The 16,537-nt window shown below is 64.6% G+C and carries 16 protein-coding genes; 15 read left to right on the plus strand and 1 reads right to left on the minus strand.

The window, feature by feature from the left end; translation table 11 throughout:
* The 3 genes from ACFRAU_RS13150 to ACFRAU_RS13160 all read left to right on the plus strand — a co-directional run bounded on the left by ACFRAU_RS13150 (position 1) and on the right by ACFRAU_RS13160 (position 2,733).
* A complete protein-coding gene (locus ACFRAU_RS13150; protein WP_377997393.1) occupies positions 1-411 on the plus strand; it encodes a DUF2304 domain-containing protein in 411 nt (136 codons plus the stop codon).
* Positions 411-1,508, plus strand: coding sequence for an acyltransferase (locus ACFRAU_RS13155; protein WP_378000227.1), 1,098 nt, complete (start codon positions 411-413; stop codon positions 1,506-1,508). The genes ACFRAU_RS13150 and ACFRAU_RS13155 overlap by 1 nt, the downstream gene beginning before the upstream one ends.
* A gap of 82 nt (positions 1,509-1,590) precedes the next feature.
* Positions 1,591-2,733, plus strand: coding sequence for a glycosyltransferase (locus ACFRAU_RS13160; protein WP_377997395.1), 1,143 nt, complete (start codon positions 1,591-1,593; stop codon positions 2,731-2,733).
* An 84-nt stretch (positions 2,734-2,817) separates the two neighbouring features.
* On the opposite strand, the gene ACFRAU_RS13165 is transcribed toward ACFRAU_RS13160, so the two are convergent.
* Positions 2,818-6,201, minus strand: coding sequence for a GH25 family lysozyme (locus ACFRAU_RS13165; protein WP_378000228.1), 3,384 nt, complete (start codon positions 6,199-6,201; stop codon positions 2,818-2,820).
* Positions 6,202-6,443: 242 nt separating this feature from the next.
* Here ACFRAU_RS13165 and galE point away from each other — a divergent pair, with 242 nt between their 5' ends.
* The 12 genes from galE to ftsX all read left to right on the plus strand — a co-directional run bounded on the left by galE (position 6,444) and on the right by ftsX (position 16,522).
* Entirely contained in the window at positions 6,444-7,496 is a 1,053-nt protein-coding gene (gene galE / locus ACFRAU_RS13170; RefSeq protein WP_378000229.1) for a UDP-glucose 4-epimerase GalE, read from the plus strand.
* A 5-nt stretch (positions 7,497-7,501) separates the two neighbouring features.
* The gene (locus ACFRAU_RS13175) at positions 7,502-8,581 is read left to right on the plus strand and encodes an acyltransferase family protein (protein WP_378000244.1); all 1,080 of its coding nucleotides are present in this window, start codon (positions 7,502-7,504) and stop codon (positions 8,579-8,581) included.
* A 108-nt stretch (positions 8,582-8,689) separates the two neighbouring features.
* On the plus strand, positions 8,690-9,913 hold the full coding sequence (locus ACFRAU_RS13180) for a CpaF family protein (protein ID WP_377997399.1): 1,224 nt from the start codon (positions 8,690-8,692) through the stop codon (positions 9,911-9,913).
* The gene (locus tag ACFRAU_RS13185; RefSeq protein WP_377997400.1) at positions 9,913-10,767 is read left to right on the plus strand and encodes a type II secretion system F family protein; all 855 of its coding nucleotides are present in this window, start codon (positions 9,913-9,915) and stop codon (positions 10,765-10,767) included. Before ACFRAU_RS13180 ends, ACFRAU_RS13185 begins: the two co-directional genes overlap by 1 nt.
* A gap of 14 nt (positions 10,768-10,781) precedes the next feature.
* Positions 10,782-11,723, plus strand: a complete 942-nt coding sequence (locus tag ACFRAU_RS13190; RefSeq protein WP_378000245.1) for a type II secretion system F family protein — start codon at positions 10,782-10,784, stop codon at positions 11,721-11,723.
* A 67-nt stretch (positions 11,724-11,790) separates the two neighbouring features.
* Complete coding sequence (locus ACFRAU_RS13195; RefSeq protein WP_378000230.1) at positions 11,791-12,039, plus strand: hypothetical protein; 249 nt, start codon at positions 11,791-11,793, stop codon at positions 12,037-12,039.
* A gap of 3 nt (positions 12,040-12,042) precedes the next feature.
* Positions 12,043-12,438, plus strand: a complete 396-nt coding sequence (locus ACFRAU_RS13200) for a TadE family protein (RefSeq protein ID WP_378000231.1) — start codon at positions 12,043-12,045, stop codon at positions 12,436-12,438.
* 160 nt (positions 12,439-12,598) lie between these two features.
* Positions 12,599-12,994, plus strand: a complete 396-nt coding sequence (locus ACFRAU_RS13205; protein WP_378000232.1) for a hypothetical protein — start codon at positions 12,599-12,601, stop codon at positions 12,992-12,994.
* Between the two features lie 65 nt (positions 12,995-13,059).
* Positions 13,060-13,473: a pilus assembly protein TadG-related protein gene (locus ACFRAU_RS13210; protein ID WP_378000233.1), complete on the plus strand. Its 414-nt coding sequence runs from the start codon at positions 13,060-13,062 to the stop codon at positions 13,471-13,473.
* 72 nt (positions 13,474-13,545) lie between these two features.
* Positions 13,546-14,661 (plus strand): peptide chain release factor 2, encoded by a 1,116-nt coding sequence (prfB, locus tag ACFRAU_RS13215; protein ID WP_377997406.1) that lies wholly within the window; start codon positions 13,546-13,548, stop codon positions 14,659-14,661.
* 173 nt (positions 14,662-14,834) lie between these two features.
* Positions 14,835-15,611 carry a cell division ATP-binding protein FtsE gene (gene ftsE / locus ACFRAU_RS13220; protein ID WP_377997407.1) on the plus strand — a complete coding sequence of 259 codons (777 nt, stop codon included), beginning with the start codon at positions 14,835-14,837 and terminating at the stop codon, positions 15,609-15,611.
* Positions 15,608-16,522, plus strand: coding sequence for a permease-like cell division protein FtsX (gene ftsX / locus ACFRAU_RS13225; RefSeq protein WP_377997408.1), 915 nt, complete (start codon positions 15,608-15,610; stop codon positions 16,520-16,522). Before ftsE ends, ftsX begins: the two co-directional genes overlap by 4 nt.
* Positions 16,523-16,537: the final 15 nt, after the last annotated feature.

Genomic DNA, 16,537 nt, shown 5'->3' on the forward strand with positions numbered 1-16,537 from the left:
GTGCAGATCATTGTCCAGGTAGCACTCGTCCTTGCCGTCATCATTGTCTCGCTTGCGCTGATGCGAGGCGGCTCCAACGCACGGCACCTCGCCATCCGCCGTATCATGCTGGTTCTCTTCGCCTGCCTCGCGGCGCTCTCGATCTTCTTCCCTGAACTGCTCACCCGCGTGGCCAGACTGCTTGGCATCGGCCGCGGAACGGACCTGGTGCTCTATGGCCTCATCGTGAGTTTCCTGGTCTTCATGGCAACGACTTACCAGCGGTTCCGGCACATGGAATCTACTCTCACCAAGCTCTCCCGAAGGATTGCCTTGGACGAGACCCCGCAGCCCGGCACTGACGGGCCCCTTGAGCGCAAGGAAGCGGAACCTGACCGGCGCCTGACCCCACCGGCGCACGGAGGACAGTAGTGCCGGTTCTGTCCGGCACAGCCCACGCCGCGGCCTCGGCTCCGGAAACGGCGCCTCCGCGCGAATACGGCCTGGACATTCTCCGGGTCGTGAGCATCTGCGGTGTGGTCGCGATCCACGTCTTCGGCTACATGCTGGGCCGGGCACCGCGCGAGAGCCGTCCGTGGTGGATCGCTGTAGTGCTGGACGTGAGCTGGATCTGGGTCGTTCCCGTCTTTGTGATGATTTCCGGGGCGCTCATGCTCGGTTCCAGGATGGTGGCGGAACAACCGGGCCTGTTTTACCGGCGCCGGGCAACGCGGCTCATTCCCGCGCTCGTCGCGTGGAACCTGGTGTACCTCATCGGAGTGCGCATCTGGATGCGGGGCGAGGACCTGACCCCGCAGCGGACTCTTCAGTTGCTGGTCGATGGTTCGGTGTTCACGCAGCTGTACTTTCTCTGGCTTATCGCCGGGCTGTACGCGGTGGCCCCCGTGCTCGCCGGATTCCTGCGCGGAGGAGGTGAGGCCCGGGCCGCGAAGGCGGCGGCTGCTTTCCTTGCCGCGACAGTGCTCTTTTACATGCTTCCCGGCGTACTCGGCCTTTTCGGCGTATCGAGTCCGGTCCGCCTCAACTTCCTGACGCACTGGATGCCGTACGTGGGTTACTTCCTCGCCGGATACGCGTTGCGAAATGTGCGCCTCACCGGGTTTAAGCTCACAGTGACCGCCCTCGCAACTGCCGCTCTGATAGCCGGAACGGTGTGGCACTACGGCAACAAGGGAGAGATTCGCCTTCTGGATGCCGTAGTTTCAGTCTCCTACCTTGGGGTTGGAGTGGCCTTGGCAGCGCTGGGCATATTCGTGGTGACACTGTCGCTGGCCTCGAACCTGAGGGTAGGGCGATCGGGGAAGCCGCTTACGGCACTGTCGAACGCTACCTTCGGGGTCTTCCTCGTGCATCTGGTCATTTTCGAAGCCATCCGGCTACAGTTTCCGGCCGTGGCGGCCGGGATGTCGGTCAAGGCCATGGGGCTCGCTTATGCCGCCACCCTGGTGGGGAGCTTTGCGGTCTCTATCGCCGCCCGCCGGGTGCCCGTGCTGCGGAGCATCTTCTGAGCCCAAGCCGTGCCGTCTCTCAGTGCCTTCCGCTGAGCTGTACGGCCACTTTCGGCCGCGGCTGTCTGGGATAATGAACCATATGACTGAGCTGCCCTCGCTGTTGATCCTGACCTTTTCACCTATTCGCTCGGATCCCAGGGTCCTCAAGCAGGTTGAGCTGTTCAAAGGGAAGTACCGCGTTTCAACGTGCGGCTACGGTGACGCGCCGGACGGCGTGGACAACCATTTCGCGCTTCCGGCCGATTCCCGCGGCTGGCCTTCCGACAAGCTGGGTCTCATCGCGCGCCGCTATCCGCGCGTCTATAACGGCCTGACCGCCGTTTCGGCTGCACGCCGCGTTCTTCCGCGCGGGGAGTTCGACGTTATTCTGGCCAACGACCTGAATACGCTTCCGCTGGCGATGGAACTTCAGCCCCGGCTGGGCGTCCACGCCGACCTGCACGAATTCGCCCCGCGTGAAAAAGAGGATGACCTCAAGTGGAGGCTATTCGTGGCACCGTTCATGCGCTGGCTCTGCCGCCGCTATCTGCCCTTGGCCGAATCCGTCACCACCGTATCCCAGGGAATAGCGGACGAATACACGAAGGACTACGGGGTGGCCGCGGGTGTGGTGACCAACGCAGCGCCGTACTCCGAACGTGAGGTGCGCACTGTGGGCACGCCGGTCCGCCTCATCCACAGCGCTGCGGGCCAGCGTTACCGCAAGCTCGAGAACTTCATAGACGCCATGCGTGATGCGCCCGACTGGCTGACGCTGGACATGATTGTGATGCCCAATGAGCCGGACTACGTTGCCGAGCTCAAGGAGAAGGCCGCTTCGGTGCCTGCCATCCGGTTCCGTGACCCGGTGCCGTACAGCCAGCTGGTAGCCACGCTCAGCGAGTACGACGTTTCCCTCGTATTCCTGCCGCCCACGAACTTCAACCTCAAAAACGCCCTGCCGAACAAGTTCTTCGAGGCCGTCCAGGCGCGCATTGGACTCATAGTGGGCCCGTCGCCGGCGATGGTCGCGCTCGTGGAGCAGCACGGATTGGGTGCAGTGACGGCTGATTTCTCGGCGGACTCGCTGCGGAACACCCTGCACGGGCTGACGGCGGAGAAGATTTCGGAGTGGAAGCGGGCGGCAGACGCAGCAGCCCGTCCGCTCTCCGCCGAGTCGCAGGTGCTGGCCTGGCAGAAGGCTGTGGAGGAGATTGTGGCGTCCCAGACAGCGCGTGCCTGAGGCGTAGCGGCGGTACACACAGCTAAACAGAAAAGGCGGCTTCCCCGATGTTCGGGGAAGCCGCCTTTTGTATTCGTTCGCTGCTTAGCTGGCGCCGGAGGTGGACGAGACGGTGGACGCCATTCCCACCGACCCGGCGATATAGGAGGTGCCCCACCGGCTTCCGGCCGTCACCGGGTAGTAGCGCAGCTGTCCGTCGGTCTGGACGGCCATCACGCCCTTGCTCGTTGCTCCGGCAAAGCCCGTGCTGGCGGAAAACTGACGGAACGACTGCCAGCCGCTGCCGACGGTCTTCCTGGCTTCCGAAACAAACCTGTTCGCGCCCGTGGAGCGGTAGAGCCGCATGGCGCCTGCGGTGTTGACGGCCAGCAGATCCTGCTTGCCGTCGGAGTCGTAGTCGATCATGGCCAGCTTGAGCCCTGACCAGCCGGCTCCGATGCGTACCGGGGCGCTGACGGACCGTCCGGCCGCATTTGCCCAGTAGTAGAGGGCGCCGTCGGGGCCATAGCCCACCAGGCCGGGATACCGGGATCCGGAGACCCATTTGCCGGTGACCAGGCTGATCTGGGCGAAGCCCGAGGTAGCAACCGTGAAGGGCGCCGAAAACCCGCCGGACGCCGAACCCGGGTACAGGGACAACACGCCGTTGGACCTCTGGACCAGGACGTCGGCCACGCCATCGCCGTTCCAGTCAACGACGTTCAGGGACTTCATTCCAGACCAGCCCACTCCGATCTGGTAGGGGCTGCCAACAGAGGAGTTCCCTGCCGGGCGGTTCCAGAGGCCGCCGGCGGCGTCCACGGTCAGGATGTCTGCAGTGCTGGTGATGGCCCGTCCCGGGACCAGGAGCCCGCTGCCCCCGATAAGGAGACCGTTCCAGCCGGAGGGCAGCACCGACTTCGCACCGAGGGCGCCGGCCGTCAGCGGATAGTAGCTCAATTGTCCTGAGCGGTCGCGGGCCAGAAGCCCGTTTGATCCGGCGGCTGCGAAGCCCCTTGCCGCGCTGATGCTGTTCAGGGTGTTCCACCCGCCCGCCAAGAGCCGGCGGGCTTCGGAAACCAGCGTTCCTGTTCCGCCGGAGCGGTACAGCGTCAGCCGGCCCAAGTAGTCAACTGCGACCAGGTCCTGGTTGCCGTCGCCGTCAGCGTCCGTCATCGAGACGTCGGTCCGCGCGAAGCCGGAGGCGAGGGTGGTCGCAGGGGCGAGCGCGCCTCCGGAAGGGTTCGCGTGGAACTGGAGCGAGCCGTCCGCACGGCGGACCACAACGCCGGGATATTTGGCGGCTTTGAGCCACGGGCCGAAGGTGACATCGGCTCCGGACAGACCCGAGGCGAGAACGGTCCGTGCTGCAAAGCCTCCGGCTGCCAGCCCGGTTTGTATTCCCAGTACGCCGGTGGTGCTCAGTGTGGCCAGGTCCTGGATGCCGTCGGTGTTCCAGTCGGTGACGTGGACGGACGCCAGCCCGGTAAAGCCGGTGCCGATCCTGACGGCGGTCCCCAGCGTTCCGGTACCCGAGCTGCGCCGGTAGAGGTTGCCGGCAGCATCAACGGTTACGACGTCGGAAGCCGAAGTGATTGAAGGTGTCGCGGCCGGCGGCGTAAGGGTGGCCGTGGCGACGTTGACGGTTTCTCCGCCGGCGATAAGGTAATTGTTCCAGCCCGTCCCGATGGCGGTGACCGGGCCCCAGGCGGAGTTGCCGGGCACCGGATAGTAGTAGAGCTGTCCGCTGGTGTTGCGGGCCATGAGGCCGTTCGTTGCGGCCCCCTTGAAGTTCGTGGTGACCGTGACGCTTGTCATGCTGTGCCATCCGCTGCCGATCGTCCTGCGGGCCTCGGCGACGAAGAGCCCGCTGCCGTTCGTGCGGTACAGCAGCATCTGGCCGGCCGGGTTCTGGGCCAGGATGTCCTGGTTGCCGTCACCGTCAAAGTCGATCATGGTCAGGTTGAGCCCGCCCCAGCCCTGGGCGATGGCTGTTCCGCCGCTGACACCGGCACCCGAGGTGTTCTGCCACAGGCGCAGCACGCCTGAGTCGTCACGGCTGATGATTTGCGGGTAGTAGCTGCTGTTGTACCAGTAGCCCACCGTCAGTTGGTAGTTTTCCCAGCCCGACGCCGCGAGCACCGGGCCGGCGGCAAACCCGCCGGCGGCGTTTCCCAGATAGACATTGACCCGTCCCGTGTTCCACTGGGCAACGAGGTCAAGAACGCCGTCAGCGTTCCAGTCGATGGCGTTGATGGACCGCAGTCCGCTCCAGCCGACGCCTATCTGCTTGCGCGTGCGGAACGTCCCGCTGCCGGTCGCCGGATAATCCCAGAGGATGCCCGAAGAATCCGCCGCCACCACGTCGCCCAGTGATGTGATGGAGGGCGTGGGCACGGTGCCGTCGGCCGTCGCGGCAAACTTTTGCAGGCTGGCAAGCGTTCCATTCCAGGCATTGGAGTCGCCGGCGAAAGGCCCGGTGGCGCTGTACTGCCAAACACTGTACGTACCCCAGCCGTTGGGCATGGATCCCACGTAGCGGGAATAGGAAGCCAGATGCAGCGGCTGGCGGCTGAAGGCGCCGGAGTTGCCGGTGCACTGGGTCCACCAGTCGGTGGTCGTGTAGATCATCGGCAGGCGCCCGGTCCTGGCCAGCACCCTGTTGGAGAAAGCCGCGATCCAGTTAACCATCGCTGCCTGGCTCATGTTGTAGCAGGTGTTTCCCAGCGAGGGGTAGGGGTTGTACTCGATATCGAGAAGCGGGGGCATGGTTTTTCCGTCGCCGCTCCAGCCGCCACCGTTGTTGACGAAGTAGTCAGCCTGGGCTGCGGCCGTTGAAACCCCGGGAAGGGCAAAGTGGTAGGCCCCGTGAATCAAGCCAGAGTCCAGCGCGCCACCGTACTGGGCCCCGAAGTAGGGGTTCTTGTATGTGGTTCCCTCCGTGGCTTTCACATAGGCAAACCGTGCCCCCATGCTGTACTGGGCCGCCCAGTTGACAGCTGTCTGGTGGCTGCTGACGTCCAACCCCTGCACGCCGGGTGCCATCCACGTGTTGGCCGCTTCGGTGGAGATCGCATTCAGGGACGATGCGGTGGACTGCTTTGCGAACGTCGCGGCCCGGCGCTTGACGCCCTGCCCGAGGTAGGCGCCGTCTTTTCCGATCTCGGCGCGCAGGGCAGCCATGTCGATCTGGCCGGGGTCCTGCTGTGGAGCGGTTTGGCTCGGTTGGGCGGTGTTTAGGCTCTGGCCCGGCGCCGCTGACTGGGAGGGAACAGCGGCTGGCGCGTCCGGTGGGGTCTGCATGGGCGACGGAGAGTCCGCCGGCGTCTGGGGGGTTGCCGGATCCGCGGGGGTGGGGGCTGCCTGCGCGGGAAGGCCGCCGCCGAGGCACAGCATCATGGACAGGAGCGCTGTGCCGCCCAGGAGACCGATGCGCTTCACCTTGATGGTGAGAGCCGCGGAGATTTTGTTATTTGGGGAACACTGCATGTAATACTCCGTAGCCTTCAAATTCCGGGCAGAGAGCCGGCTCATGGCTGACGTCCTCGCCGTCTTGACTCCCAGCACGCCGGCGGCGGTACAGGCGGCCCATCCTAGCACTGAAGATGCTCATGTGACCAATGTGACCAATGTGATGCTGGCCGCACCGTCCGATGCACCTCTTCCCACTCTCCGGGCCGGGGACGTGACTTAGTTAACGGCGTCGCCGCATCCCGCCTAAACTGATGGCCATGAAGGTTTTGGTTACCGGCGGCGCCGGCTACATCGGATCACACACGGTTCTTTGCCTGCTCGAGGACGGGCACGACGTCGTCGTGCTGGACAATCTCATGAACTCGAACATCGAAGCAGTGCACCGCGTCGAAGAGCTCACCGGCAAGAAGGTGGAGTTCCGCGAGGCCGACCTGCTCGACGCCGAGGCTGTCGACCGGGTCTTTGCGGAAGGCGGGTTTGAAGCCGTCATCCACTTCGCGGGCCTGAAGGCCGTCGGCGAGTCCGTGGCCAAGCCGCTGTGGTACTACAAGAACAACGTGGTGGGCACGCTCAACCTCCTGGAGGGCATGGAGAAGGCCGGTGTTCGGCGGCTGGTCTTCAGCTCGTCGGCCACGGTCTACGGGGCTTCGGAGCATGTTCCCCTGATCGAGAAGTCGCCGCTGGACGCGACGAATCCCTACGGTAGGACCAAGGAGCAGATCGAAGACATCCTGTCGGACCTGAGCGACGCCGACCCGCGGTGGAGTATCGCGCTCCTGCGCTACTTCAACCCCGTCGGCGCGCACGAGTCAGGGCGCATCGGCGAAGACCCACACGGTATTCCCAACAACCTCTTGCCCTTTGTTGCCCAGGTTGCGGTGGGTCGCCGTGAGAAGGTCATGGTGTTCGGCAACGATTACCCCACACCCGACGGCACGGGGGTCCGCGACTACATCCATGTCATGGATCTCGCGGCCGGCCACCTGGCCGCGCTTAACTACCTGCAGACGAAGACTGGCTCGTTCCGCTGGAACCTTGGCACCGGACGCGGATCGTCCGTCCTGGAAGTGATCGACGCCTTCGGCGCCGCGGCCGGGCATCCGGTTCCTTATGAGTTTGCACCCCGGCGGCCGGGGGACGCGGCCGTGAGCTACGCCGACGCCTCTGCAGCCTTGGCGGACCTGGGATGGTCCGCGCACCGTGACCTGGCCCAGATGTGCGCTGACCACTGGCGCTGGCAGAGCGCTAACCCCTTCGGCTACGCCGGCGCAGAAGCGGCTGAACCGGTAGCAGCCTCAGGCACGCCCTAGTGTCCATGGAGCCAAATTACGGACACGTCTCGAACCAAGGGCGCGCTCACGAGCCCAACCCACGGGGGGAAGTTGGGGAGGGCAGGCGGCCCGTTCCTGGCCGTTCCGGCGCTGTGGACTTTCTTCGCGTTCTGGGGATAACCGCAGTGGTTGCCGGGCATGTAACAGCGTGGGCCGGCCCACTGACCCGGGAGACGCTCTACCCGTGGCATGTGCCCTTGTTCTTCTTTCTGTCCGGTTACTTCTGGTCAGAAAACAGGACATTGACGTCTGAGATCAGGAACCGTGCAAAGTCCCTGCTGGTTCCATACCTGTTTTGGCTGGTTGTTATCGGGGCCTGGTGGATTTCCCAGCTGGATGATGTCGGGTTCTCCACGCTCAGCAGGCTCATTCAGGGCGGATCTCGCCTTACCGGCCCGTTTGCGGCGTTCTGGTTCGTCACGGCGCTATTTGTGGCAGTAGTTCTTCTTCGTGCAATTCAGCGATTCCCGCAGTGGCTTCAATGGGCCGTTGCGCTGGGTGCCCTTGCGGTTACCTACGCCGACAGCAATTTGGTCGCCAAAATTCCCTTGGCTGCGGGAATCGGTTGCACCTGCGTTGTTTTTATTTTGGCAGGGCGGGTGTTCAAGCGACTCCGGAGTCGGCTGATGCGGCCGTTGCTAATTGGAAGTCTTCTGCTCCTGGGAAGTGTGTGCGCGATCCTGGCGGACTGGTCGTCGTACTTCGACCTCAAGAATGCCAAGCTCGGAGTTCCCGTAACAACTGTTGTTGTCGCCATTGCTATCTGTGCCGGGATGGTGCTTGTTGCCGAGACTCTTGTTCCGCTGGCCGGCCCGCGGTTTGCCGCCGGGGTGACCCTGCTGGCCAGGTGTGGTTTCCTGGTTGTTCTCACGCATGCACTTCTACTGATTGTTCTCATGCAGTGGGGAGCGGAGCCTTGGCTCGTGTTTTCCGGGTCACTCGTCATACCTTGGCTTCTCGCCGTGCTCGTCCTCCGTACGCCGCTGGCCCCGTTGATGCTGGGCACGCCCAGGGCAGGAAAGCCGCGCTCGATCCAACCGGATCCATTGCCCGGTCGGCCCTAGGCTTATCCACATACCCGGGGTCTGTGTCTTGGCTCACGGGACAGCATCCTCTAGCTTTAACCCAGATGTACTGCCTCCGCTGGGGGCGGCAGTCGTTCGGGGGAATTCATGGATGCAGTACGCATTGTCGAGGATGAAGTCCGGGAGCTGATCCGTCGGCGGGGTCTCGATCCGTTGCATCAGACTGCCGAGGTCAGGCGGCTCGTGGAAGCAGCCATTACCGACTACGACGAGCGTGCCCTCATGGGGCCGCTTCCGCCGCTTGGCCCGCTGGAGTCAGCACGGCGGTTTGTCTTTGATGCTGTGGCCGGGTTCGGGACCCTCCAGCCCTTGCTGGATGATCCGGGGATCGAGGAAATCTGGATCAACGCACCGACGGAAATCTACGTTGCGCGGAACGGTGAATCCGAACTCACATCACTGAGTCTTACGGACCAGCAGGTCCGGGACCTGGTTGAGCGCATGCTGAAGAGCTCGGGCCGGCGGTTGGACATCTCATCGCCCTTCGTGGACGCGGCCCTTCCCGACGGGTCTCGCCTGCACGTGGTCATTCCGGACGTCACCAGGCGCCACTGGGCCGTCAACATCCGCAAGTTCGTTGTGAAGGCAACCCGGCTGGATCACCTCGTGGAACTCGGCACCCTGACTCCGCAGTCCGGGCGCTTCCTGGGCGCCGCCGTCGCGAGCGGACTCAACATCCTGGTCTCAGGAGCCACGCAGGCGGGAAAGACCACGCTGCTGAACTGCCTCGCAGCCAGCATCGGCAGCCGCGAGCGCGTCGTTACGGTGGAGGAGATCTTCGAACTGCAGTTTCCGCTGCGCGATGTTGTCGGCCTGCAATGCCGGCAGCCCAACTTGGAAGGCGAAGGGGAGATCCCGCTCCGCCGGCTGGTCAAGGAAGCCCTCCGGATGCGGCCCGACCGGCTCGTCGTAGGTGAAGTGCGGGAAGCAGAGAGCCTCGACATGCTGATCGCCCTCAACAGCGGCCTTCCCGGGATGTGCACCGTCCACGCAAACTCGGCACACGACGCCGTGACCAAGTTGTGCACGCTGCCGCTGCTCGCAGGGGACAACATCTCCAGCGCGTTTGTGGTTCCTACCGTGGCCTCGTGCATTGATCTGGTGGTGCACTGCAGCCGCCTTGCGAACGGGCGCAGGCAGGTGACGGAGATTCTCTCGCTGGGCAGGCGGGTCGAGAACGGAATCATCGAGTCCTCCATGATCTTTTCCATGATCGGCGGCGTGCTGGAGCCGACGGCCAACACCATGCCGGCTGAGGAAAAATTCGCGAGGGCCGGCTATGAGGTCGCGGCACTCCTGGATCCGCGCTGATGGCTGCGCTGTTAGGGGTTCTGACGGGTGCCGGTCTGTTCCTCATCTGGTGGTCGGCCTGGGACCAGCCTGCGCGTCCCAAGCGCGGACCGCGTACAAGCCGTCTCCATGACCTGCTGCTGTCTGCCGGCATTGAAAAGGTCACGGCTGCCGGTCTCATCGGCAGCTGCCTCGGCCTTGGCGCTTTTGCGACACTGGTCTTCTTTGCCGTGAGCAGATCCTGGCCGATTTCATTTTGCTTCGGCTTGTTCGCTGGCTGGCTTCCGGTGGCGGTGGTGAAGTGGCGCGCCAAGCGACGCACCGCCGTCCTGCGGCGGGTGTGGCCCGACGTCGTCGATCACCTTCGGTCGGCCATCCGGGCAGGGCTGTCCCTTCCGGAGGCACTGATACAGCTGGGAGACAAGGGACCCGAGGAGCTGCGGCACGTGTTCCGGGACTTCGGCTCGGATTACCGTTCCGGCGGCCAGTTCGACGCGTCCCTCAACAGGCTCAAGGAAAGGCTGGCGGACCCTGTAGCCGACCGGATCATCGAGGCACTCAGGCTCACCCGGGAGGTGGGCGGCTCCGATCTCGGCAAGCTGCTCGGGACCCTCGCCGAGTTCCTGCGCGAAAGCGCCCGGACCCGGAGTGAGCTCGAAGCACGGCAGTCGTGGACGGTCAACGCTGCCCGGCTGGCCGTCGCGGCGCCGTGGATTGTCATGCTGCTGCTCGTCAGCCGTCCGGAGGCTGTGGCTGCATACAACACCCCCATGGGAGCGGCCGTATTGTTGGGAGGCCTCGTCGTCTCGCTGGTGTGCTACTCGGTCATGCTGAAGATCGGAGCCCTCCCGGAGGAAGAGCGGGTGTTGCGATGACCACCGTTGCTTCGATGACCACAGTTCCAGCGGCCGCGATCGTCTGTGGTGCACTCCTCGGTGCCGGTCTGTGGCTCCTCCTCGTCAGGCTCCCGTTCATGCGGTCCGTCAGTTTCGTGGAGCGCATCGAACCACAGCTCAGGTCCCAAAACCTTGAATCGAGGCTCCTGCGGGCGAAAGAACGCGTCCTCACTCCGTTTGGTCCCCTCGAACGCATTCTCCGCCCGCTGATCAGGGAAGCCACTGCCAAACTGGCCCGGTTCAACCTCGGCTCCACAGCCCTCAGCCGCAGGCTCGCCCAGGCACGAATTGATAAGTCTTCCCTGGATTTCCGGGCCCAGCAGCTGTTGTGGGCGCTCTGCGCGTTCATCGCTGCAGTCAGCGTCATCGTGGCAGCGGCGCTGACCGGGAGGTTCAGCCCTGTCCTGGCCGTGGCGGTCTCCGTCGGCAGCGGAATCGGCGGATTCCTCTTCCGTGATTACTGGCTGGGCGTGCAGATCAAGCGGCGGGAGGCGCGGATGCTGGCCGAGTTCCCGAGCCTGGCGGAAATGATTGCGCTCGCCGTGGGCGCCGGGGAAAGCGCCACCGGGGCCCTCGACCGCGTCTGCAGAACGGCCCGGGGCGAGCTTTCCAAGGAATTCAGCAGGGTCCTGTCTGAAACCCGGGCGGGGAAGCCCCTGGTGGAGGCGCTGCAGGAGTTTTCCGCCCGCACGGATCTGGGGCCGCTTATCCGCTTTGTTGACGGCATCATCGTGGCTGTGGAGCGCGGAACGCCACTGGCCGAAGTCCTGAGGGCCCAGGCCCAGGACGTCCGGGATACGGCCAAGCGCGAGCTGATGGAGTCGGCCGGCAAGAAGGAAATCGCCATGATGGTGCCGCTTGTCTTCGGCGTACTGCCCCTGACAGTGGTGTTCGCCGTGTTCCCCGGAATAGCGGCGCTGAGCCTGAATTTTTGACGCCGCTGCTCCGGCAACCGCCGGCAGGGGCCATGCCCAACAAACAACTCGGAGAAAAGGGAAGCACATGACATTCATGGCCAGGCACGGACTTGCACTTGTCGCCGCAGTGGCGGCGCTGATCGGTCACTCCTTTGCCGCGGTACCGCGGCCAGGGAGGATCGCGCCAGCCTCCGACCATCCTGAGCGCGGGGATGTGCCCGGTTGGGTCATGATCACCCTGATGTCGGCGGTCTTAGTTGCTGCGCTGCTGGCATTGGCCGGTCCTGCCCTGGAGGCCATGTTCAACCAGGCAATGGACACGGTCGGAAAGTAGCTTGTGGACGGGACCCGCGCGGAAACCTCCGGGCGCGAGCACGGCGCTGCCGTGGTCGACTTTGTGCTCGTGGGCGCCCTGCTGACCATGTTTTTTGTGTCCATCATCCAGCTCGCGCTCATCCTGCACGTCCGGAACACACTCATCGACGCTGCGGCATCCGGCGCCCGGTACGGGACCCTGGCCGACCGCGGTGCCGACGACGCCAGGCGCCGCACCGGCGAGCTCATCGGTACGGCGCTCAACGCCGACTTTGCCCGCGACATCGAAACGCGCGAGGTCACTTTTCAGGGGCTGCGGACGCTGGAAGTGACTGTCAGGGCCCCCTTGCCGGTCATCGGTTTGATCGGTCCGCGCGACGGGCTGGAGGTCACCGGACATGCTGCGATCACCGGTTGACCGCGGGCGGCGGCACATCAGTAGCCGTGTTGTGCGCAGGCTCCACGAGGCGCTGTGTCTCGAGAGTTCAACTGCTGTCGGCGCGCGGGGCAGTCTCGGAGCCCATGGCGCAGGCGACCGGGCAAAGCCAAGGGGCGACGACGGGCAGCGGGGGAGCGCGGTGGTCGAGTTCACGTTCCTTGGACTGCTCCTCATGGTGCCCGTGGTCTATTTCATCATCACGGTTGGCCAGATTCAGGGCGGCTCTTTCGCCGTGGTGGGAGCCGCGGACCAGGCGGCCAAGGTCTTCGTGACGCAGCCCGATGCATTGTCCGGGCGGGCTGCCGCAGAGCAGGCCACCATGGTTGCCCTTGCCGACTATGGCCATCCCGCCGGGAACGCCGGCGTCGAAATCCGCTGTGACGCCGGCGGCGACTGCATGGCGGCGGGCTCCGCGGTCACTGTCACCGTACGGCTCACCGTGCCGCTGCCTTTCGTGCCCTTTGGCGAAGCACTTCGGCTCAACGCCGGCCAACTGAGCGCCTCGGCCACCCAGGTCGTGGGCAGGTTCCGTTGACACCTCCGACGGCCGGCCGTACTCCCACCGGATCAGCGCCAACGAGCCATGATGAGGATGGTCAAATGACGGTCCTCATCATCGGGTTCGTCATGCTGGCCCTGCTGGTCGGCACCGTGGTCATGGCTGCGTCCAGCCTTTACATCGAGCACAAGAAACTCCTGTCGCTCGCGGACGGCGCGTCGGTGGCCGCCGCCGACTCCTACACGCTCGGCCAGGTCGAAACAGCCGGCGGCACTCCCTCGGCCCTGCTGAACGGTGACCGGGTCCGGAACGTCGCGGGCGACTATCTCAGCCGCAACGGCGCCTTCGGCCGTCTCGACGGGCTGGCCGTCGCGTCCGGAACGGGGACGCCCGACGGTTCCACCGCCGTCGTGGTTCTCAGCGCCACCGTGCACCCGCCGGTGGTCAACTTCCTCATCCCGGACGGCATCACCATTGCGGCCTCATCCACCGCACGCTCGCGGCTGACCCGCTAGGCGAGTCCGCCGCTGCTGCCAACCGGGTCACCGTCCGGGCGGTCAGGGCGGATAGCGTACGCTTAAACAACCATGGCTCAAATTGATTTTGCTGCAGAAATCCGCGCGCTGCGCGGCACCTATACCTCCATCGAGAACGTCACCAATGTCGAGGCGCTCAAGGAAGAGATCGCAGAACTGAGCGAGCGTGCCGGCGAGCCGGACCTCTGGGATGACCCTGCGGCTGCGCAGGTCATCACCTCGCGGCTGTCGCACCGCCAGTCCGAGCTGGAACGGCTGAACACCCTGGTTTCGCGCATCGATGACCTTGAGGTGCTGGTGGAACTCGGCCAGGACGAGGACGACGCCGACTCCATGGGGGAGGCGGAGACCGAGCTGGAGTCCATCCGCAAGTCGCTGAAGGACCTTGAGGTTGTCACCCTGCTCTCCGGCGAGTATGACGAGCGCGAGGCCGTGGTGACCATCCGCTCAGGAGCCGGCGGCGTCGATGCCGCAGACTTCGCCGAGATGCTGCTGCGCATGTACCTGAGGTGGGCGGAGCGCCACGGCTACCCGACCACCGTCATGGACACCTCCTACGCCGAGGAAGCGGGCCTCAAATCCGCCACCTTCGAGGTCAATGCGCCGTACGCTTTCGGCACGCTCAGCGTCGAGGCCGGAACACACCGGCTGGTCAGGATCAGCCCGTTCGACAACCAAGGGCGCCGGCAGACCTCCTTCGCCGCAGTGGAAGTCATCCCCCTCATCGAACAGACCGACTCCATTGACATCCCGGACAACGAAATCCGAGTGGATGTCTTCCGCTCGTCCGGCCCCGGCGGCCAGTCCGTCAACACCACCGACTCGGCCGTCCGCCTGACCCACATACCCACCGGCACAGTGGTGTCCATGCAGAATGAGAAGTCGCAGCTGCAGAACCGCGCCGCCGCGATGAGGGTGCTCCAGTCGCGGCTCCTGCTGCTGAAGAAGGAGCAGGAGGACGCGGAGAAGAAGGCATTCGCCGGCGACGTCAAGGCGTCCTGGGGCGACCAGATGCGCTCCTACGTCCTGAACCCATACCAGATGGTCAAGGACCTCCGGACCGAGCACGAGGTGGGAAACACCACCGCTGTGTTGGACGGCGCCATTGACGATTTCATCGAAGCCGGGATCCGCTGGCGCACTGACAACCGCAACGCCGAACGCTAGGCGCATCAGGAGGCAACGGGCCCAATCCCGCGACACGCCCCTCTGACTCCCGCCTGAGCATGGCAGCCCGTGCGTATAGTCGAGAGGCCGGAGCTCTACTTCCCCCTAGCGAAAGCCCCCGCACCGGTTGCAGACCATGCCCTTAAAGCCGTGTCCTGCAGGGTCTTAGGGTCATGATCCGATTCGAAAATGTCACCAAGGTCTACGACCAGAAAGCCAGGCCCGCCCTGGATTCTGTCAGCCTTGAAATTGACCGTGGTGAATTCGCCTTCCTCGTCGGCGCGTCAGGATCCGGCAAGTCCACGTTCCTGCGCCTCGTCCTCAAGGAGGACCGCGCCACCTCCGGCACGGTCTACGTCGCCGGCCAGAACGTAGCCAACATCTCCAGCTGGCGCGTGCCCCGCCTGCGCCGCGGAATCGGCGTGGTGTTCCAGGACTTCCGCCTGCTGCCGCAGAAAAACGTGTTCGCCAACGTGGCCTTTGCCATGCAGGTCATCGGCAAGAGCCGCAGCGTCATCCGGGACACCGTCCCGGAGGTGCTCAAAACCGTAGGCCTCGAGGGCAAAGAGAAACGCATGCCCCACGAGCTCTCCGGCGGTGAACAGCAGCGCGTGGCCATTGCCCGCGCCGTGGTCAACCGCCCCGGCATCCTGCTGGCCGACGAGCCCACCGGCAACCTGGACCCCACCACGTCCATGGGCATCATGGGGGTGCTGGACAAGATCAACCAGAACGGCACCACCGTGGTCATGGCCACCCACGACGACGACATCGTTAACGAGATGCGCAAGCGCGTTGTGGAGCTCAAGAACGGCAAAGTCATCCGCGACGAAGCCCGGGCCCTCTACACATCGATGATTCCCGTGGTCGGCCAGTCCCGACGGCTCAAGGACGCCAGCGGACGCGATGACGAGGCAGCCCGCGACCAGGCAGGGGAGGACCGGCTGTGAGGCTCCAGTTCATCCTCGGCGAGATCGGCGGCGGCCTGCGGCGCAACCTGTCGATGGTCGTTTCCGTCATCCTGGTGACCTTCGTGTCCCTGACCTTCGTGGGCGCCGCCGGGATGCTCCAGCTCCAGATCAACCAGATGAAGGGCTACTGGTACGACAAGGTCCAGGTGGCCATCTTCCTGTGCGGTGAAGGGTCGACGGCGGCCGGTTGCGCCTCGGGACCGGTGACGGCCGAACAGCAGGACAACGTGCGGACCCTGCTGGAATCACCCGCGGTGGCCCAGTACATCAACGACTTCCAGTTCGAGTCCAAGGATGACGCCTACAAGCACTTCAAGGAGCAGTTCTCGAACTCTCCCATCGTCGATTCGGTTACGCCGGACCAGCTTCCCGCCTCATTCCGGATCAACATGAAAGACCCGGAGAAGTACCAGATCATCAGCGAGACCTTCGCCTCGCAGCCGGGCGTGGAAACTGTCATCGACCAGCGGCAGGTCCTGGAGCGGCTCTTCTCGGTGATGAATGCGGCGTCCCTCGTGGCAGTGAGCATCGCCGGAGTGATGACGGTGTGCGCCATCCTGCTCATCGCCACCACCATCCGGCTCTCGGCGTTCAGCCGGCGGCGGGAAACCGGCATCATGCGGCTCGTGGGCGCGTCAAAGACGGTGATCCAGCTGCCCTTCATCCTCGAGGGCGTCATCGCCGCGGTCATCGGCGCCGCCCTCGCGTCCGGAACGCTGTGGGCCGTGGCCCACTTCTTCCTGGGCGAATACCTGTCCAAGCAGTATCCGGACACAGCATTCATCTCGCCGGCACAGACCCTGCTCCTCGCCCCGGCCCTCATCGGGCTGGGCGTTGTACTGGCGGGCACTTCATCTCTGCTCACGCTCCGCCGATACTTGAGGGTGTAGGCCATGCTCACCGAA

This window comes from Arthrobacter sp. NPDC056691, assembly GCF_042791415.1.
Classification (GTDB): Bacteria; Actinomycetota; Actinomycetes; order Actinomycetales; family Micrococcaceae; genus Arthrobacter.